Origin of the sequence: Escherichia sp. WS3227_2, assembly GCF_046486495.1 — a bacterium.
GTDB lineage: Bacteria > Pseudomonadota > Gammaproteobacteria > Enterobacterales > Enterobacteriaceae > Escherichia > Escherichia coli.
The window spans coordinates 280,365-299,684 of record NZ_JBJQLG010000006.1 but is presented as its reverse complement, the minus strand read 5'-3'; the positions used below and the strand labels follow the sequence as shown (position 1 = coordinate 299,684).

Annotated in this window: 12 protein-coding genes and 1 pseudogene; 7 read left to right on the top strand and 6 right to left on the bottom strand. The window is 49.0% G+C overall.

Annotated elements, in window-relative coordinates:
- Positions 1–203: 203 nt before the first annotated feature.
- Both glpT and glpQ read left to right on the top strand, forming a co-directional pair.
- A complete protein-coding gene (glpT, locus tag ACJHXB_RS11220) occupies positions 204–1,562 on the top strand; it encodes a glycerol-3-phosphate transporter (protein ID WP_000948724.1) in 1,359 nt (452 codons plus the stop codon).
- A 4-nt stretch (positions 1,563–1,566) separates the two neighbouring features.
- On the top strand, positions 1,567–2,643 hold the full coding sequence (gene glpQ / locus ACJHXB_RS11215) for a glycerophosphodiester phosphodiesterase (protein ID WP_000779079.1): 1,077 nt from the start codon (positions 1,567–1,569) through the stop codon (positions 2,641–2,643).
- A gap of 220 nt (positions 2,644–2,863) precedes the next feature.
- On the opposite strand, the pseudogene ACJHXB_RS11210 reads toward glpQ, so the two are convergent.
- Positions 2,864–3,934, bottom strand: a pseudogene (locus tag ACJHXB_RS11210) (hypothetical protein).
- A gap of 465 nt (positions 3,935–4,399) precedes the next feature.
- Complete coding sequence (locus ACJHXB_RS11205) at positions 4,400–5,278, bottom strand: LysR family transcriptional regulator (protein ID WP_001468983.1); 879 nt, start codon at positions 5,276–5,278, stop codon at positions 4,400–4,402.
- A gap of 151 nt (positions 5,279–5,429) precedes the next feature.
- Here ACJHXB_RS11205 and ACJHXB_RS11200 point away from each other — a divergent pair, with 151 nt between their 5' ends.
- Together ACJHXB_RS11200 and inaA are read left to right on the top strand one after the other, a co-directional pair.
- Positions 5,430–6,620, top strand: a complete 1,191-nt coding sequence (locus ACJHXB_RS11200; RefSeq protein WP_000660221.1) for an MFS transporter — start codon at positions 5,430–5,432, stop codon at positions 6,618–6,620.
- An 80-nt stretch (positions 6,621–6,700) separates the two neighbouring features.
- Complete coding sequence (gene inaA / locus ACJHXB_RS11195) at positions 6,701–7,351, top strand: lipopolysaccharide kinase InaA (RefSeq protein WP_000301032.1); 651 nt, start codon at positions 6,701–6,703, stop codon at positions 7,349–7,351.
- Between the two features lie 53 nt (positions 7,352–7,404).
- Here the strand turns inward: inaA and yfaE are convergent, their stop codons facing one another.
- From yfaE to nrdA, 3 genes are all read right to left on the bottom strand, one after another.
- Positions 7,405–7,659 carry a ferredoxin-like diferric-tyrosyl radical cofactor maintenance protein YfaE gene (gene yfaE / locus ACJHXB_RS11190; protein WP_000101256.1) on the bottom strand — a complete coding sequence of 85 codons (255 nt, stop codon included), beginning with the start codon at positions 7,657–7,659 and terminating at the stop codon, positions 7,405–7,407.
- Positions 7,659–8,789 (bottom strand): class Ia ribonucleoside-diphosphate reductase subunit beta, encoded by a 1,131-nt coding sequence (nrdB, locus tag ACJHXB_RS11185; protein WP_000332037.1) that lies wholly within the window; start codon positions 8,787–8,789, stop codon positions 7,659–7,661. The genes yfaE and nrdB overlap by 1 nt, the downstream gene beginning before the upstream one ends.
- 145 nt (positions 8,790–8,934) lie before the next feature.
- Positions 8,935–11,220, bottom strand: a complete 2,286-nt coding sequence (gene nrdA, locus ACJHXB_RS11180) for a class 1a ribonucleoside-diphosphate reductase subunit alpha (protein WP_001075151.1) — start codon at positions 11,218–11,220, stop codon at positions 8,935–8,937.
- A gap of 127 nt (positions 11,221–11,347) precedes the next feature.
- On the opposite strand from nrdA, the gene ypaB reads away from it, so the two are divergent.
- Entirely contained in the window at positions 11,348–11,491 is a 144-nt protein-coding gene (gene ypaB / locus ACJHXB_RS11175) for a protein YpaB (protein ID WP_001300064.1), read from the top strand.
- A gap of 424 nt (positions 11,492–11,915) precedes the next feature.
- Entirely contained in the window at positions 11,916–15,674 is a 3,759-nt protein-coding gene (yfaL, locus tag ACJHXB_RS11170) for an AIDA-I family autotransporter adhesin YfaL/EhaC (protein WP_001220058.1), read from the top strand.
- Positions 15,675–15,813: 139 nt separating this feature from the next.
- On the opposite strand, the gene ubiG is transcribed toward yfaL, so the two are convergent.
- Positions 15,814–16,536 carry a bifunctional 2-polyprenyl-6-hydroxyphenol methylase/3-demethylubiquinol 3-O-methyltransferase UbiG gene (ubiG, locus tag ACJHXB_RS11165; RefSeq protein WP_000990765.1) on the bottom strand — a complete coding sequence of 241 codons (723 nt, stop codon included), beginning with the start codon at positions 16,534–16,536 and terminating at the stop codon, positions 15,814–15,816.
- Positions 16,537–16,682: 146 nt separating this feature from the next.
- On the opposite strand from ubiG, the gene gyrA reads away from it, so the two are divergent.
- Positions 16,683–19,319, top strand: coding sequence for a DNA topoisomerase (ATP-hydrolyzing) subunit A (gene gyrA, locus ACJHXB_RS11160; protein WP_001281252.1), 2,637 nt, complete (start codon positions 16,683–16,685; stop codon positions 19,317–19,319).
- Position 19,320 lies beyond the last annotated feature (1 nt).

Sequence of the window (19,320 nt, the reverse complement as noted above, 5' to 3'; positions counted from 1 at the left end):
ATATTCGCTCATAATTCGAAAGTGAAACGTGATTTCATGCGTCATTATAAACATTTAACCCATCGTATTTAATAATGTGTGCGGTAATTCACATTTAATTTATGAATGTTTTCTTAACATCGCGGCAACTCAAGAAACGGCAGGTTCTCCCACTGAATCAGGCTGTTAATCATAAATAAGACCACGGGCCACGGAGGCTATCAATGTTGAGTATTTTTAAACCAGCGCCACACAAAGCGCGCTTACCTGCCGCGGAGATCGATCCGACTTATCGTCGATTGCGCTGGCAAATTTTCCTGGGGATATTCTTTGGTTATGCTGCTTACTATTTGGTTCGTAAGAACTTTGCCCTCGCTATGCCTTATCTGGTTGAGCAGGGATTCTCACGCGGTGATTTAGGTTTTGCCCTTTCGGGGATCTCGATTGCTTATGGATTTTCGAAATTCATCATGGGTTCGGTATCGGATCGCTCGAATCCGCGCGTTTTCCTGCCCGCAGGTTTGATTCTGGCGGCGGCAGTGATGTTGTTTATGGGCTTTGTGCCATGGGCGACGTCGAGCATTGCGGTGATGTTTGTACTGTTGTTCCTCTGCGGTTGGTTCCAGGGGATGGGGTGGCCGCCGTGTGGTCGTACTATGGTGCACTGGTGGTCGCAGAAAGAACGTGGCGGCATTGTGTCAGTGTGGAACTGTGCGCACAACGTCGGTGGTGGTATTCCGCCGCTGCTGTTCCTGCTGGGGATGGCCTGGTTCAATGACTGGCACGCGGCGCTCTATATGCCCGCTTTCTGCGCCATTCTGGTGGCATTATTCGCCTTTGCGATGATGCGCGATACCCCGCAATCCTGTGGCCTGCCGCCGATCGAAGAGTACAAAAATGATTATCCGGACGACTATAACGAAAAAGCGGAACAGGAGCTGACTGCGAAGCAAATCTTCATGCAGTACGTGCTGCCGAACAAACTGCTGTGGTATATCGCCATCGCCAACGTGTTCGTTTATCTGCTGCGTTACGGCATCCTCGACTGGTCACCGACTTATCTGAAAGAGGTGAAACACTTCGCGCTGGATAAATCCTCCTGGGCCTACTTCTTCTATGAGTATGCGGGCATTCCGGGCACCCTGCTGTGCGGCTGGATGTCGGATAAAGTCTTCCGTGGCAACCGTGGGGCCACCGGCGTCTTCTTTATGACACTGGTGACCATCGCGACTATCGTTTACTGGATGAACCCGGCAGGTAACCCAACCGTAGATATGATTTGTATGATTGTTATCGGCTTCCTGATCTACGGCCCTGTGATGCTGATCGGTCTGCATGCGCTGGAACTGGCACCGAAAAAAGCGGCAGGTACGGCAGCGGGCTTTACCGGTCTGTTTGGTTACCTGGGCGGTTCGGTGGCGGCGAGCGCGATTGTTGGCTACACCGTGGACTTCTTCGGCTGGGATGGCGGCTTTATGGTAATGATTGGCGGCAGCATTCTGGCGGTTATCTTGTTGATTGTTGTGATGATTGGCGAAAAACGTCGCCATCAGGAATTACTGCAAAAACGCAACGGAGGCTAATGGCATGAAATTGACGCTGAAAAACCTTAGCATGGCGATCATGATGAGCACTATAGTCATGGGAAGCAGTGCAATGGCGGCGGACAGCAACGAAAAAATAGTCATCGCCCATCGCGGTGCCAGTGGATATTTGCCGGAGCATACGCTGCCAGCAAAAGCGATGGCGTATGCGCAGGGAGCGGATTATCTGGAACAGGATTTGGTGATGACCAAAGACGACCATCTGGTTGTTCTGCATGACCATTATCTCGATCGTGTTACTGATGTTGCCGATCGTTTCCCGGATCGGGCGCGCAAAGACGGTCGTTACTACGCGATAGATTTCACGCTCGATGAAATTAAGTCACTGAAATTTACCGAAGGTTTCGATATTGAAAACGGTAAGAAAGTACAGACTTATCCGGGCCGTTTCCCGATGGGTAAATCTGACTTCCGGGTACACACTTTCGAAGAAGAGATTGAATTTGTTCAGGGGTTAAATCACTCTACCGGGAAAAATATCGGTATCTATCCAGAAATTAAAGCGCCGTGGTTCCATCATCAGGAAGGGAAGGATATTGCGGCAAAAACGCTGGAAGTGCTGAAGAAATATGGTTACACCGGTAAGGACGATAAAGTTTATTTGCAATGTTTTGATGCTGATGAGCTGAAGCGTATTAAGAAAGAGCTGGAACCTAAAATGGGCATGGATCTCAATCTGGTACAGCTGATTGCCTATACCGACTGGAATGAAACGCAGCAGAAACAGCCGGACGGAAGCTGGATTAATTACAACTACGACTGGATGTTTAAGCCGGGAGCCATGAAACAGGTGGCGGAATATGCAGATGGTATTGGTCCGGATTACCATATGTTGATTGAGGAGACATCGCAGCCGGGTAATATCAAACTCACTGGCATGGTGCAAGATGCTCAGCAGAACAAGCTGGCAGTGCATCCTTATACCGTGCGGTCAGATAAACTGCCTGAATACACTACTGATGTGAATCAGTTATATGATGCTCTGTATAACAAAGCGGGTGTAAATGGGCTGTTTACTGATTTCCCTGATAAGGCAGTAAAATTCCTTAATAAAGAGTAATGCTATTGCAGGATGGCGTTCATGCGCCATCCTCTGCTAAAGCGAAATAATGCTACTTCCGGTTGTTCTATTCATTAACCGGTGCATCCTGTTAAAAAAGATGCCAACATATTTGCGTAAAACTCATTCGTTAAGAAAGCTAACACTGGGCATTGTTATTCCTTAAACAGTATGAATTGGGTTCAATAATAAATTGTATTGCAGTTTATACTGTAAAGTATTATTCGCATTTCGGGAAAGTAAAGAAAATATTAATGTATCTTATTAATTTATTATATTGTTCTTGAGTGAATGCTATTTGCACACCTTCAGGATAATATTCACCAGTAATAACCAGTTGTCCATTGCTGTGTTGTACCATTAAACCTTTTTTTTCCTTTGGATCTTCAAACTTAGAATTATCAAACGTGAAGATGTTATTTTCCTGTTTTGAGTAAGCAAAGAAATCTCGTGTATAGCTGAAACTATCATTTATTAATGGTGCTAACTTTTTGTCGGCGATATCGATAAGCTCACCACTTAATTTATTGATGTATTTCATTTGGTTCAATTTTTTCTGCGCTTGTACAATTTGCTTGTAGGTATTTTTAATTTCCTTAGAAGAATTCTTGAATTTATCATAGCGTTCCACGGAGGATGCGTATTTGTACCATTCTGTATTTTTCTCAGAATGTAGTAGCAGGTCTGTATATTTTTTTTGATCGCTGTAAAGTTGACTTTTAATACTTTCCTCACTGCTGGTTTTATAAGGTTTATCAGAGCTGTTTATTTTTGAAATGTCTTTTTCTGTCGGTGACTGGACCGTGTTGTGGATATTTTCTTTTATAACATGTTCATTGATGATGTTAATTGCAGTTTCATATTCATTTAAGTTTATTGTTCTTTGTGAAATAAACCCTTCTTTGCTTTCGACACTCAAAATACCTTCGTTGTTTTCACCTCGGGTAAAGGTAAGGGTATAGGGTTCATAATCCGCTGCAAATTCATTTTTATACGTTATGACATGTTCGACAAAATGTCTTATTGGTACGAAACCATAACTGTGAACGTCAATTTTTTGGGTCTTGATACTATCAATTGCATCTGAGGCTTTCGTGAAAAAAGCCAATAAATTAGCTATGCTGTCTGCTGAAGTTGATAACCCGTATCTACTTTGAGATATTTTTAGAAACTCATCGCAAAAAAACTCAAGTTTCGCGGTTTGTTGTGATTCTTTGTAAATTTCTGCTGGTTGCAATTTATTATTTTGTAAAATATTACAGCGAGATAAGTGAATAGATGTATTTGGCATAAATGATTCCTTGTATTGTGAGTTAACAAGATACAATCTAATCTTTGCAAAATATATTCACTATCAAATTTAGCTCATTTTATTACGAAGACCTTTACGCATGGTAGAAAGTATCATTATTGTTAATAAATACGGTAATAAGTAACAAACAGATATTGATAACTTCCCTGAAAAGTTACTAGGTATCCCACTTGAAGATTGAGAATGGCTCCAGAGTAAACTGTGTACTGTTCGCCGGAGTGTCATTACTCTCAACGATCGGTTTTGACAGTGAGTCGGGCGCTTCATACCGATTTCTACCTGGAGTCATTGTCACTTCTCCCAACTGGATAAATATATATCGCCAATTCACAAAGTGGGCCAAAATCAGGTGAAAACGAATTATTACGCCTGGTAAAGGCTATAGTACAACTAAGTGTGGCGAATCAGGCAGTCTTGCATTTGTCATCAATCTCATGTCTTACATCAAATTTTTCCACTCACCACGAGTTGTTCCGTACACATTTGCAGTAAAAACAGTGGACTGCCTTCTACCGGCTTTTCTTTAGCCAGCAACGAAATCTGTCGATAGAAGGTTGGTTCGAGAGGAACGGAACACAATTCATCTGCAATGGTTTTCAGCGTTAACTCTGGTAATAAGGCGATGCCTAATCCCTGTCGAATAAAACTGATCGCTGTATCAGGGTGATTAAATTCATATTTTATCTGTGGGGTAATATTCTTTTCTTTAAATAGTGCCATAATGCTTAATTCATAGCGTCCTTTACTAATAATTAATGGTTCACCCATTAACTCTTCCACTGTAATAGTGCTGTTTTTTGCCAGAGCATGGTTGGGCGGTAACACTACGGTGAATTTATCCTGATAAATGGGCACGGAGTACATTCCGCTCACCGGAAAATGAACAAAACCGGCATCAATGGATTCATTCTGAAGGGAATCAATAATCGCTGTGCTATTTTCCTCAAAAGGAATAATTTTTATATTCGGATGATGAATTTCAAAGTAGCGAATCACAGCCGGTAAGATACAGGCGCAGACGCTGGGGAAACAACCAAGTCTCAGCGTTCTTTGAGGGTTCTGCTTTTCCTGCTCGGCTATCTCTTTTACTGCGTTCACTTCCCGATTAATGGCGCGCAGATGATGCACAATGCGATGACCTGCTGCGGTCAGTTGTATAGCTTTACGGCGATCGCGTAACAGTATACTCACGCCAAGTTCTTGTTCGAGGGCAGCAATTGCCTGACTTACCGCCGACTGCGTCATGAACAATCGCTTGCTGGCTTCAGTAAAGCCACCGTAATCCAGCACGGCGAGTAAAGAATTTATTTGGGTAAGAGTCATTAGAGTTTGCTAATCAATAATATTAAAACGATTAATTTCTCTAATAGCATGCCGCCATTTATACTTCTGTTCTGCAAAGTACATCACAATTTGACGCAACCGCAGTAACGGGAGTGTTGTCTGCGTGCGTCATCCTGACAGGCGGTAGGGTATGAAAGAGAAGTTATGGACGAAGGATTTTTGGGCAATAACCATCATCAGCTTTATTATTTTCTTCGTCTTTTATGTTTTACTAACATTGTTGCCAATTTATATCTCAGACCGCTTGCATGCCTCTCCTGATAAAGCAGGTTTGTTGGTGACTTTATTTTTAATTGCCGCCATTGTTATTCGCCCCTTTGCCGGGCAATGGGTAGGTAAATATTCGAATAAAACTATTCTGGGGCTCTCTTCTCTGGCCTTTTTGGTGGTCACTGCGCTGTATCCTTTTTGCCACTCAATTGAATCACTGCTTTTTATTCGGGTGCTTCATGGTATTACCTTCGGGGTTATCACTACGGTAAAAGGAACGATTTCCGCGCGGCTGATCCCGGCCTCCCGACGTGGGGAGGGCATCAGTTTTTTCTCTCTGGCAATGGGGATGGCAATGGTGGTCGGGCCGTGGATTGGTCTGAATATGGCGCGCTGGGAAGCCTTTAATCTGGCTTTCTGGCTATGCACCGGCGTGGCAGCGGTGGGGATTATTCTGTCGCTGATTATGACAGTGCCGCCGGTTATCAGCCATGCTGATGGTTCAACGCCGAAAATGGGCTTCGCCGCCATGTTCGATCGCGCGGCGTTGCCATTTGCGATGGTCACCTTTTTTATGACCTTTTCGTATGCCGGGGTTTCTGCTTTTCTGGCGCTTTATGCACGCGAACTTAACCTGATGTCGGCAGCCAGTAATTTCCTGCTTTGCTACGCTATCTTCCTGATGATTTGCCGTACCTTTACCGGCAATGTCTGCGACAAAAAAGGACCGAAATATGTGGTTTACCCTTGCCTTGTGTTCTTTACGGTAGGACTGGTGGTTCTCGGCTACACCCAGGGAAGCATAATGATGGTTGTTTCTGGCGCATTGATTGGTATCGGGTATGGTTCCGTGACGCCAGTTTTTCAGACGCAGATTATCAGTTCAGTGGAACCGCATAAAATCGGTGTCGCAAACTCCCTCTTCTTCAATGCGATGGATGCAGGCCTGGCGCTGGGAGCCTGTGTGATGGGGATGATGGTTGCACATACTGGCTACCGAATGATTTATCTGCTGGGTGCACTATTAGTGGTAGTGGCTGGTGGAGTCTATGCGCTGCAAATGAAGGGTAAAAGCGGTGTCGCGCTAGTAGTGGCAAAAGAAATTCATTAATACGACACGTTTCATTCAGATTTTTCGCAGGTAACCACCTATAGTCATTGTTGTAAATAAAAAATGACAGGCGATAGGGTATGGCAGTTTCAGCAAAGCACGACGAATTTAATCACTGGTGGGCAACAGAGGGCGACTGGGTTGAAGAGCCTAACTATCGCCGTAATGGTATGAGCGGGGTGCAATGCGTCGAGCGCAACGGCAAAAAGCTATATGTAAAGCGCATGACGCATCATCTGTTTCATTCCGTACGTTATCCGTTCGGCCGACCAACGATTGTCCGTGAGGTTGCGGTAATTAAAGAACTGGAACGGGCTGGTGTCATCGTGCCGAAGATTGTTTTTGGTGAAGCGGTGAAAATTGAGGGGGAATGGCGCGCGTTGCTGGTGACTGAAGATATGGCGGGGTTCATCAGCATTGCTGACTGGTATGCCCGGCATGCAGTAACGCCCTATTCTGACGAAGTACGGCAAGCCATGTTGAAAGCAGTGGCGCTGGCGTTTAAGAAAATGCATAGCGTTAATCGTCAGCATGGCTGTTGCTATGTTCGCCATATCTATGTGAAAACAGAAGGTAAGGCAGAAGCTGGATTTCTTGATCTGGAGAAAAGTCGTCGCCGCTTGCGTCGCGATAAAGCGATTAATCATGACTTCCGCCAGCTGGAAAAATATCTGGAGCCGATCCCCAAAGCGGACTGGGAGCAGGTGAAAGCGTATTACTACGCCATGTAATCGTTGTAGGCCAGATAATACGCGTAAGCGTCGTATCTGGCGCTAGTACCCGATCACAACTCGATTTCAATATCGCCTTTTGCCCGGCAACAACAAGGCAAAATTTCCCCCGGCTGAATAAAGGCTAACGGTTCGGCAATCCAGTCCACCTGGCCTGCAACAAGGCGCGTGCGACAGGAACCGCAGTAACCTTCGCGGCACTGGTACTCAACCGCCACATTGTGGGATTCCAGCGCCGCCAGAAGGGAAGGGTGTTCATCCTGGCACAGCAGTTGTGTGCCAGTGATGCGCAGGGTAATGCGAGCCATCAGAGCTGGAAGTTACTCAAATCGTCGGTGTCCACTTCCGAGTCAATCTGCCCGACCAGATAAGAACTGACTTCCACTTCCTGCGGAGCAACCTGCACGTTATCAGACACCAGCCAGGTATTGATCCACGGGATCGGGTTGGAGCGAGTCTGGAACGGCAGATCCAAACCGACTGCCTGCATGCGGATATTGGTGATGTATTCAACGTACTGGCAGAGAATGTCTTTATTCAGACCAATCATCGAACCGTCACGGAACAGATAATCCGCCCAGTCTTTCTCTTGCTGTGCCGCCTGGACAAACAGGTCATAGCATTCCTGCTTACATTCTTCGGCAATTTCCGCCATCTCCGGATCATCCGCGCCGCTGCGCAGCAGATTCAGCATATGCTGAGTACCGGTCAGGTGCAGGGCTTCATCGCGGGCAATCAGGCGAATAATTTTGGCGTTACCTTCCATCAGTTCGCGTTCTGCAAAGGCAAAGGAACAAGCAAAGCTGACGTAGAAGCGGATCGCTTCCAGCGCGTTAACGCTCATCAGGCAGAGATACAGTTTTTTCTTCAGCTCGCGCAGGCTAACGGTTACGGTTTTACCGTTAACGGTGTGGGTACCTTCGCCCAGCAGATGCCAGTAGCTGGTCATTTCGATCAGCTCATCGTAATAGCTGGAGATCCCTTCCGCACGTTTCTGGATCTGCTCGTTGGTGACGATATCATCAAACACAACGGACGGATCGTTAACGATATTACGAATGATATGGGTATAAGAACGAGAGTGAATGGTTTCTGAGAACGCCCAGGTTTCGACCCAGGTTTCCAGTTCAGGGATCGAGATCAGCGGCAGCAGTGCCACGTTCGGGCTGCGACCCTGAATGGAGTCCAGCAACGTCTGATATTTCAGGTTGCTGATAAAGATGTGTTTTTCGTGTTCAGGCAGTGCCTGGTAATCGATACGGTCACGAGAAACGTCAACTTCTTCCGGACGCCAGAAGAAAGAGAGCTGCTTTTCGATCAGCTTTTCGAAGATGTCATATTTTTGCTGATCGTAGCGAGCCACGTTGACCGGCTGACCAAAGAACATCGGTTCTTTGAGCTGATCATTTTTCGTCTGTGAAAAGGTGGTATATGCCATGAATGTGTCCTGTTGGGAGTTTAATGCCGGATAAGGCATTTTACGCCGCATCCTGTGCCTGATGCGACGCTGGCGCGTCATATCAGGCCTACAAACCGAGCCGTATGCCGGATAAGGCGTTCACGCCGCATCCGGCATCTCAATATCAGATCTTACATGCGCCGCTTTCGCAGCCATCGTCCTGGATTGACGGTACCAGATCGTCTTGTGCGTCTTCAGCACCGTCACGGGTGTTCTGATAATACAGCGTTTTGACCCCGAATTTGTAGGCGGTGAGCAGGTCTTTCAGCAGTTGCTGCATCGGCACTTTTCCTGACGGGAAGCGTGACGGATCGTAGTTGGTGTTAGCAGAGATCGACTGATCGATAAATTTCTGCATGATACCCACCAGTTGCAGGTAGCCATCGTTACCCGGCATTTCCCACAGCAGTTCATAGGCGTCGTGCAGATGCTCGTAGTCCGGCACCACCTGGCGCAGAATACCGTCTTTCGACGCTTTGATGCTGACGTAACCACGCGGCGGTTCAATACCGTTAGTGGCGTTAGAGATCTGCGAAGAGGTCTCGGACGGCATCAGAGCAGAAAGCGTGGAGTTACGCAGGCCGTGCGTTTTGATTGACTCACGCAGTGCTTCCCAGTCGTAATGCAGCGGCTCATTAGCGATGGCATCCAGATCTTTCTTATAGGTATCGATCGGCAGGATCCCTTTCGCGTAAGTGGTTTCGTTAAACCACGGGCACGCGCCTTGCTCTTTCGCCAGCTCATTAGAGGCTTTCAGCAGGTAATACTGAATAGCTTCGAAGGTTTTATGCGTCAGGTTGTTGGCGCTGCCGTCGGAGTAGCGTTTACCGTGCTTCGCCAGGTAGTAAGCGAAGTTGATCACACCAATACCCAGCGTACGACGACCCATCGCTCCACGTTTGGCGGCCGGGATCGGGTAATCCTGATAGTCCAGCAGCGCGTCGAGTGCGCGTACCGCCAGAATCGCCAGCTCTTCCAGTTCATCCAGGCTATTAATTGCGCCCAGGTTGAAAGCAGACAACGTACACAGCGCTATTTCACCGTTCTCGTCGTTGACATCATTCAGCGGTTTGGTCGGCAGGGCGATTTCCAGGCACAGGTTAGACTGGCGCACTGGCGCGATGGCCGGATCAAACGGGCTATGGGTATTGCAGTGGTCAACGTTCTGAATATAGATACGACCGGTAGACGCACGTTCCTGCATCATCAGCGAGAACAGCTCAACGGCTTTCACACGCTGCTTGCGGATGCTGTCGTCTTTCTCATATTTGGTGTACAGGCGTTCAAACTCTTCCTGATCGGCGAAGAACGCGTCGTACAGCCCCGGTACGTCGGACGGGCTGAACAGGGTGATATCTTCACCTTTCAGCAGACGGGTATACATCAGTTTGTTGATTTGTACCCCGTAGTCCATATGACGCACGCGGTTGCCTTCCACCCCACGGTTGTTTTTCAACACCAGCAGGCTTTCAACTTCCAGATGCCACATCGGGTAGAACAGCGTAGCCGCACCGCCACGCACACCGCCCTGAGAGCAGGATTTCACCGCTGTCTGGAAATGCTTATAGAACGGAATACAACCGGTATGGAACGCTTCGCCACCGCGAATCGGGCTACCCAGCGCACGAATACGCCCGGCATTGATGCCGATCCCGGCACGCTGGGAAACGTATTTAACAATCGCGCTGGAGGTGGCGTTAATGGAATCCAGGCTGTCACCGCACTCGATCAGTACGCAGGAGCTGAACTGACGAGTCGGGGTACGCACGCCGGACATGATTGGCGTCGGCAGCGAAATTTTAAATGTGGAAACCGCGTCGTAAAAACGCTTCACGTATTGCAGGCGCGTTTCACGCGGGTAGTTCGAGAACAGGCACGCGGCAACCAGAATATAAAGGAACTGGGCGCTTTCGTAGATTTCGCCGGTCACACGGTTCTGCACCAGATATTTGCCTTCCAGCTGCTTAACCGCAGCATAAGAAAAGGTCATATCACGGTCGTGATCGATAAACGTGTCCATCTGCTTGAACTCTTCTTCCGTGTAGTCTTCCAGCAGATGATTATCGTATTTGCCCATCTCGATCATTTTCACCACGTGGTCGTACAGCGCAGGCGGCTCAAACTGGCCGTAGGCTTTTTTACGCAGGTGGAAGATCGCCAGGCGCGCGGCGAGATACTGATAATCCGGCGCATCACGGGAGATCAGGTCTGCGGCAGCCTTGATAATGGTTTCGTGGATGTCAGAGGTCTTGATACCGTCATAAAACTGAATGTGGGAGCGCAGTTCGACCTGGGAAATCGAAACGTTATGCAGTCCTTCTGCCGCCCAATCCAGAACGCGATGGATTTTGTCGAGATTGATGCGCTCTGTGCTACCGTCGCGCTTTGTCACCAGCAGATTCTGATTCATGTATGTCGTACCTGTTTTTGGAATTCTTTCCGCAATAGTTTCATGCAGACTACCTGTAGTGAGGGAAGCTGCTTAGAACACTATATATAGGGGGTATGTTTGGGATTCACTGCAAGATAGTGTGAAAATGGCCCTCTTGCAAGTGCATAACTTTGTGGATAACTCAGGAAGGAAAAAGTGGCTTTCGCGCACCTTAGGTCAGACAAGGTGTCCGGGAAAGTCAATGGGAAGAGAAAAATTTGTTAAAAATAACTGTTCGGCGATTTCTTGAACGGAAGAATAGGTTAGATAAATTGATATAGATGGTTTATTAATCTTTTGGCTAATGATTGCAAAAATTGATCTAAGCACGAGTCATCACATAATCTGATGTATCAGTTATGGTCAATATATAAGCGAATGTAAGCGATTGTTGATGTCGAAATGGTTGTTTTCTCTTCGGTTGTTGTTAAATGCGAAGCCATTTTGTTAATTTACCTTATATTATAAGAAAATTATTCATTACTTTAATTCAGTTTAAACATAACTGATATCCCTTAAGGTGATTAACTTGAATTATGACGCACTGATATTATTCATGAAATAATAACAAAATAGCCATTGCACCGGGTTGAACAATTTACAAAAGAAAAATAACCCATATCGTATAATGCGATTAAATATGCCGTCTTATAGAAAATGATGGTCAGATTAATATGCGGATTATTTTTCTACGCAAGGAGTATTTATCTTTACTCCCGTCAATGATTGCATCTCTTTTCTCTGCTAACGGTGTCGCGGCGGCCATTGATTCATGTCAGGGATATGATATCAAAGCGAGTTGTCACGCCAGCAGGCAAAGCCTTTCAGGCATTACGCAGGACTGGAGCATCGCCGATGGGCAATGGCTGGTTTTTTCGGATATGACCAATAACGCCAGCGGTGGGGCCGTATTTTTGCAACAAGGAGCGGAGTTTTCTCTATCGCCAGAAAATGAAACTGGAATGACTCTGTTTGCCAATAATACTGTCTCAGGAGAATATAATAACGGCGGGGCAATATTTGCTAAAGAAAACTCAACGCTGAATCTTACTAATGTTATTTTTTCCGGTAACGTTGCAGGTGGCTATGGTGGCGCAATCTATTCTTCTGGTACTAACGATACCGGTGTCGTCGATTTAAGTGTCACTAACGCCGTGTTTCGCAATAACATCGCTAATGACGGCAAAGGTGGTGCAATTTATACCATCAACAATGACGTCTATTTAAGTGAAGTTATTTTTGATAACAACCAGGCATATACATCAACAAGTTACAGTGATGGCGATGGAGGGGCAATCGATGTCACCGATAATAATAGCAATATCACGCATCCGTCAGGTTTCACAATAATAAATAACACCGCATTTACAAATAACTCTGCTGAGGGATATGGTGGGGCGATTTATACCAATAGCGTGACGGCTCCCTATCTTATTGATATTTCAGTTGATGACAGCTACAGCCAGAACAACGGCGTGTTAGTGGATGAGAACAACAGCGCAGCAGGTTATGGGGATGGTCCTTCCACTGAGGCGGGCGGCTTTATGTATCTCGGCTTAAGTGAAGTTACCTTTGATATTGCCGACGGAAAAACGCTGGTTATCGGCAATACAGAGAATGACGGAGTTGTTGACTCTATTGCTGGTACCGGGGTAATCACCAAAACAGGTTCCGGCGATCTGGTACTTAATGCAGATAACAATGACTTTACTGGCGAGATGCAGATAGAAAACGGTGAGGTTACCCTGGGTCGCAGCAACTCCCTGATGAATGTCGGAGATACTCATTGCCAGGACGATCCGCAAGACTGCTACGGTCTGACGATAGGGAGTCTTGATCAGTATCAGAATCAGGCTGAGCTAAACGTTGGCTCGACCCAACAAACTTTTGTGCACGCATTGACGGGCTTTCAGAATGGCACTTTAAATATCGATGCTGGTGGCAACGTTACTGTTAATCAGGGCAGTTTTGCTGGCACCATCGAAGGTGCTGGTCAGCTCACCATTGCGCAAAACGGCAGCTACGTGCTGGCAGGGGCTCAGTCGATGGCGCTAACTGGCGATATAGTCGTTGATGATGGCGCGGTGCTTACGCTGGAAGGCGACGCGGCAGATCTTGCCGCTCTCCAGGACGATCCGCAGTCGATCGTGTTAAACGGCGGCGTGCTTGATCTCTCTGATTTCGCCACCTGGCAGAGCGGCACATCATACAACGATGGCCTTGCAGTCAGCGGCAGCGGCGGTACGGTTATCGGCAGTCAGGATGTGGTGGATCTCGCAGGTGGCGACAATTTGCATATCGGCGGCGACGAGAAAGATGGCGTCTACGTGGTGATCGATGCGGGCGACGGGCTGGTTAGCCTGGCAAACAATAATAGTTACCTGGGCACCACGCAAATCGCTTCCGGTACGCTGGTGGTGAGCGACAACTCGCAGCTTGGCAATACCGACGAAAACCGTCAGCTCATCTTTACTGATAGCCAACAACAAAGTGAGATGGAAATTACCGCTGACGTTGATACTCGTTCAGAGGCAGCAGGTCACGGGCGTGATATTGAAATGCGCGCCGACGGTGAAGTGGCGGTTGATGCGGGGGTAGACACGCAGTGGGGCGCACTGATGGCTGACAGCAGCGGGCAGCATCTGGATGAGGGTAGCACATTGACTAAAACGGGAGCGGGTACGCTGGAAATGACCGCCAGTGGTACGACGCAGTCGGCGGTACGTGTCGAAGAAGGCACGCTGCAAGGCGATGTAGCGGATATCTTCCCTTATGCTTCGTCGCTGTGGGTCGGTGACGGGGCAACGTTCAAGACTGGCGCGGATCAGGATATTCAGTCAATTGATGTTACTTCCAGCGGCACTATCGACATCAGCGATGGTACGGTTTTGCGCCTGACCGGGCAGGATACTTCCATCGCCCTTAATGCCTCACTGTTTAACGGCGATGGGACGCTGGTGAATGCCACCGATGGCGTGACGTTGACAGGCGAGCTTAATACCAACCTTGAAACTGACAGCCTGACTTATCTTTCCGACGTAACAGTTAATGGCAATCTGACCAATACGTCCGGTGCGGTCAGCCTGCAAAATGGCGTCGCTGGCGACACGCTGACGGTAAACGGTGATTATACCGGCGGTGGTACGCTACTGCTCGATAGCGAATTAAACGGCGATGACTCGGTAAGCGATCAATTGGTGATGAACGGTAATACTGCTGGCAACACAACTGTGATGGTTAACTCCATTACAGGGATTGGTGAGCCGACATCGACAGGCATTAAAGTGGTTGATTTCGCAGCCGATCCAACGCAGTTTCAAAACAATGCGCAATTCAGTCTGGCAGGCAGCGGCTACGTCAATATGGGAGCATATGACTACACGCTGGTGGAAGATAACAACGACTGGTATCTGCGATCGCAAGAAGTAACGCCACCATCGCCACCTGATCCAGACCCGACTCCCGATCCTGATCCCACGCCGGATCCTGATCCAACACCCGACCCGGCCCCGGACCCTACGCCTGCCTACCAGCCGGTGTTGAATGCCAAAGTTGGTGGATATTTTAATAACCTGCGGGCGGCAAATCAGGCGTTTGTGATGGAGCGACACGATCACGCTGGTGGCGATGGTCAGACGCTGAATTTACGTGTTATCGGCGGAGATTATCATTACACAGCAGCGGGGCAACTGGCTCAGCATGAAGACACTTCTACGGTGCAGCTTAGCGGCGACTTGTTTAGCGGGTGCTGGGGCACGGATGGCGAGTGGATGCTTGGGGCGGTTGGTGGCTACAGTGATAACCAGGGCGACAGCCGCTCGAATATGACCGGAACTCGCGCCGATAACCAGAACCACGGTTATGCCGTTGGTCTGACCTCAAGCTGGTTTCAGCACGGTAATCAGAAGCAGGGGGCCTGGCTGGATAGCTGGCTGCAATACGCGTGGTTTAACAATGATGTTTCCGAACATGAAGATGGCGTGGATCATTACCACTCATCGGGGATTATCGCCTCGCTGGAAGCCGGGTATCAGTGGTTACCGGGGCGTGGTGTGGTGATTGAACCGCAGGCGCAGGTGATTTATCAGGGCGTGCAGCAGGATGATTTTACCGCCGCTAACCATGCGCGCGTGTCACAATCGCAGGGTGATGATATTCAAACGCGGCTGGGTTTACACAGCGAATGGCGTACCGCTGTTCATGTCATACCAACATTAGATCTGAATTATTATCACGATCCGCATGCGACGGAAATTGAAGAAGATGGCAGCACTATCAGTGACGATGCGGTGAAGCAACGGGGTGAATTAAAAGTGGGAGTCACGGGCAATATCAGTCAGCGAGTGTCCCTGCGTGGTAGCGTGGCGTGGCAGAAAGGGAGTGATGATTTTGCCCAGACGGCAGGGTTTTTGTCGATGACGGTGAAATGGTAATCGCTGTCTGACCGGCACTATTGCCGGATGCGGCGTAAACGCCTTATCTGGCCTACGGGAGCATTTGTAGGCCTGATAAGGCGCGGCAAGCGTCGCATCAGGCATTGGCGCGGTTGCCGGATGAATCCAAACAACAACCTCACTTATTCTGCGTGTGCAGCATATAGTTCACATCGACGCCGGGGCCGAGTTTAAAAGTATTAGTGATCGGGTTGTAATGTAACCCGGTTATATGTCGCTCTTTAAGGCTTGTCTGATCTACCCAGCCAAGCAGTTCTGCCGGTTTAATAAACTTCTTCACATCATGCGTACCTTTGGGCACCATGCGCAAAATATATTCCGCGCCAACCACCGCCATCAGCCACGACTTGCCGTTACGGTTAAGCGTCGAGAAAAAGACATCGCCGCCCGGTTTCACCAGTTGCGCACAGGCTCTTACCACTGACTGCGGATCGGGCACGTGCTCCAGCATCTCCATGCAGGTCACCACATCATACTGCCCGGCATGTTTTGCCGCGTGCTCTTCCACGGTTTCCTGCACGTAATCCACCTGAATGCCGCTTTCCAGCGCGTGCAGCTTTGCCACCTGCAATGGCTCAAAGCCCATATCCAGACCGGTCACCGTCGCGCCTTCGCGCGCCATACTCTCGGCCAGAATGCCGCCGCCACAACCGACATCGAGCACCTTTTTGCCAAATAAACCGCCAGCACGCTCGGCAATATAGCCCAGACGCAGCGGGTTAATGCGGTGCAGCGGTTTGAACTCACCTTCAAGATCCCACCAGCGGGAGGCGACAGCTTCAAATTTAGCGATCTCTTCGTGGTCTACGTTATGGTTTACCGGCGATTTTTCGGCATTCATTGGCACTTCTACTCCGTAATTGGCAAGACAAACGAGTATATCAGGCATTGGATGTGAATAAAGCGTATAGGTTTACCTCAAACTGCGCGGCTGTGTTATAATTTGCGACCTTTGAATCCGGGATACAGTAGAGGGATAGCGGTTAGATGAGCGACCTTGCGAGAGAAATTACACCGGTCAACATTGAGGAAGAGCTGAAGAGCTCCTATCTGGATTATGCGATGTCGGTCATTGTTGGCCGTGCGCTGCCAGATGTCCGAGATGGCCTGAAGCCGGTACACCGTCGCGTACTTTACGCCATGAACGTACTAGGCAATGACTGGAACAAAGCCTATAAAAAATCTGCCCGTGTCGTTGGTGACGTAATCGGTAAATACCATCCCCATGGTGACTCGGCGGTTTATGACACGATCGTCCGTATGGCGCAGCCATTCTCGCTGCGTTACATGCTGGTAGACGGTCAGGGTAACTTCGGTTCCATCGACGGCGACTCTGCGGCGGCAATGCGTTATACGGAAATCCGTCTGGCGAAAATTGCCCATGAACTGATGGCCGATCTCGAAAAAGAGACGGTCGATTTCGTTGATAACTATGACGGCACGGAAAAAATTCCCGACGTCATGCCAACCAAAATTCCTAACCTGCTGGTGAACGGTTCTTCCGGTATCGCCGTAGGTATGGCAACCAACATCCCGCCGCACAACCTGACGGAAGTCATCAACGGTTGTCTGGCGTATATCGATGATGAAGACATCAGCATTGAAGGGCTGATGGAACACATTCCTGGGCCGGACTTCCCGACGGCGGCAATCATTAATGGTCGTCGCGGTATTGAAGAAGCTTACCGTACCGGTCGCGGCAAGGTATATATCCGCGCCCGTGCTGAAGTGGAAGTTGACGCCAAAACCGGACGTGAAACCATTATCGTCCACGAAATTCCGTATCAGGTGAACAAAGCGCGCCTGATCGAGAAGATTGCGGAACTGGTAAAAGAAAAACGCGTGGAAGGCATCAGCGCGCTGCGTGACGAGTCTGACAAAGACGGTATGCGCATCGTGATTGAAGTGAAACGCGATGCGGTCGGTGAAGTTGTGCTTAACAACCTCTACTCCCAGACCCAGTTGCAGGTTTCTTTCGGTATCAACATGGTGGCATTGCACCATGGTCAGCCGAAGATCATGAACCTGAAAGACATCATCGCGGCGTTTGTTCGTCACCGCCGTGAAGTGGTGACCCGTCGTACTATTTTCGAACTGCGTAAAGCTCGCGATCGTGCTCATATCCTTGAAGCATTAGCCGTGGCGCTGGCGAACATCGACCCGATCATCGAACTGATCCGTCATGCGCCGACGCCTGCAGAAGCGAAAACTGCGCTGGTTGCTAATCCGTGGCAGTTGGGCAACGTTGCCGCCATGCTCGAACGTGCGGGCGATGATGCTGCGCGTCCGGAATGGCTGGAGCCAGAGTTCGGCGTGCGTGACGGTCTGTACTACCTGACCGAACAGCAAGCCCAGGCGATTCTGGATCTGCGTTTGCAGAAACTGACCGGCCTTGAGCACGAAAAACTGCTCGACGAATATAAAGAGCTGCTGGATCAGATCGCAGAACTGCTGCGTATTCTTGGCAGTGCCGATCGTCTGATGGAAGTGATCCGCGAAGAGCTGGAACTGGTTCGTGAACAGTTCGGTGACAAACGTCGCACTGAAATCACCGCCAACAGCGCAGACATCAACCTGGAAGATCTGATCACTCAGGAAGATGTGGTTGTGACGCTCTCTCACCAGGGCTACGTGAAGTATCAGCCGCTTTCTGAATACGAAGCGCAGCGTCGTGGCGGGAAAGGCAAATCTGCCGCACGTATTAAAGAAGAAGACTTTATTGACCGACTGCTGGTGGCGAACACCCACGACCATATTCTGTGCTTCTCCAGCCGTGGTCGCGTCTATTCGATGAAAGTCTATCAGTTGCCGGAAGCCACTCGTGGCGCGCGCGGTCGTCCGATTGTCAACCTGCTGCCGCTGGAGCAGGACGAACGTATCACCGCGATCCTGCCGGTGACCGAGTTTGAAGAAGGCGTGAAAGTCTTCATGGCGACCGCTAACGGTACTGTTAAGAAAACCGTCCTCACCGAATTCAACCGTCTGCGTACCGCCGGTAAAGTGGCGATCAAACTGGTTGAAGGCGATGAGCTGATCGGCGTTGACCTGACCAGCGGCGAAGATGAAGTAATGCTGTTCTCCGCCGAAGGTAAAGTGGTGCGCTTTAAAGAGTCTTCTGTCCGTGCGATGGGCTGCAACACCACCGGTGTTCGCGGTATTCGCTTAGGTGAAGGCGATAAAGTCGTCTCTCTGATCGTGCCTCGTGGCGATGGCGCAATCCTCACCGCAACGCAGAACGGTTATGGTAAACGTACCGCAGTGGCGGAATACCCGACTAAGTCGCGTGCGACGAAAGGGGTTATCTCCATCAAGGTTACCGAACGTAACGGTTTAGTGGTTGGCGCGGTGCAGGTAGATGACTGCGACCAGATCATGATGATCACCGATGCCGGTACGCTGGTACGTACTCGCGTTTCGGAAATCAGCATCGTAGGTCGTAACACCCAGGGCGTGATCCTCATCCGTACTGCGGAAGATGAAAACGTAGTGGGTCTGCAACGTGTTGCTGAACCGGTTGACGAGGAAGATCTGGATACCATCGATGGCAGTGCCGCGGAAGGGGACGATGAAATCGCTCCGGAAGTGGAAAGCGACGATGATGTCGCAGACGACGCTGACGAGTAAT

What these genes read in the sequence shown, in the direction of transcription:
- yfaE (WP_000101256.1), bottom strand. Translation starts at nt 7,659, where the DNA reads ATGGCTCGCATTACCCTGCGCATCACTGGCACACAACTGCTGTGCCAG.
- inaA (WP_000301032.1), top strand. Translation starts at nt 6,701, where the DNA reads ATGGCAGTTTCAGCAAAGCACGACGAATTTAATCACTGGTGGGCAACA.
- ACJHXB_RS11200 (WP_000660221.1), top strand. Translation starts at nt 5,430, where the DNA reads ATGAAAGAGAAGTTATGGACGAAGGATTTTTGGGCAATAACCATCATC.
- yfaL (WP_001220058.1), top strand. Translation starts at nt 11,916, where the DNA reads ATGCGGATTATTTTTCTACGCAAGGAGTATTTATCTTTACTCCCGTCA.
- ACJHXB_RS11205 (WP_001468983.1), bottom strand. Translation starts at nt 5,278, where the DNA reads ATGACTCTTACCCAAATAAATTCTTTACTCGCCGTGCTGGATTACGGT.
- glpQ (WP_000779079.1), top strand. Translation starts at nt 1,567, where the DNA reads ATGAAATTGACGCTGAAAAACCTTAGCATGGCGATCATGATGAGCACT.
- glpT (WP_000948724.1), top strand. Translation starts at nt 204, where the DNA reads ATGTTGAGTATTTTTAAACCAGCGCCACACAAAGCGCGCTTACCTGCC.
- gyrA (WP_001281252.1), top strand. Translation starts at nt 16,683, where the DNA reads ATGAGCGACCTTGCGAGAGAAATTACACCGGTCAACATTGAGGAAGAG.
- nrdA (WP_001075151.1), bottom strand. Translation starts at nt 11,220, where the DNA reads ATGAATCAGAATCTGCTGGTGACAAAGCGCGACGGTAGCACAGAGCGC.
- ubiG (WP_000990765.1), bottom strand. Translation starts at nt 16,536, where the DNA reads ATGAATGCCGAAAAATCGCCGGTAAACCATAACGTAGACCACGAAGAG.
- nrdB (WP_000332037.1), bottom strand. Translation starts at nt 8,789, where the DNA reads ATGGCATATACCACCTTTTCACAGACGAAAAATGATCAGCTCAAAGAA.
- ypaB (WP_001300064.1), top strand. Translation starts at nt 11,348, where the DNA reads ATGGCCCTCTTGCAAGTGCATAACTTTGTGGATAACTCAGGAAGGAAA.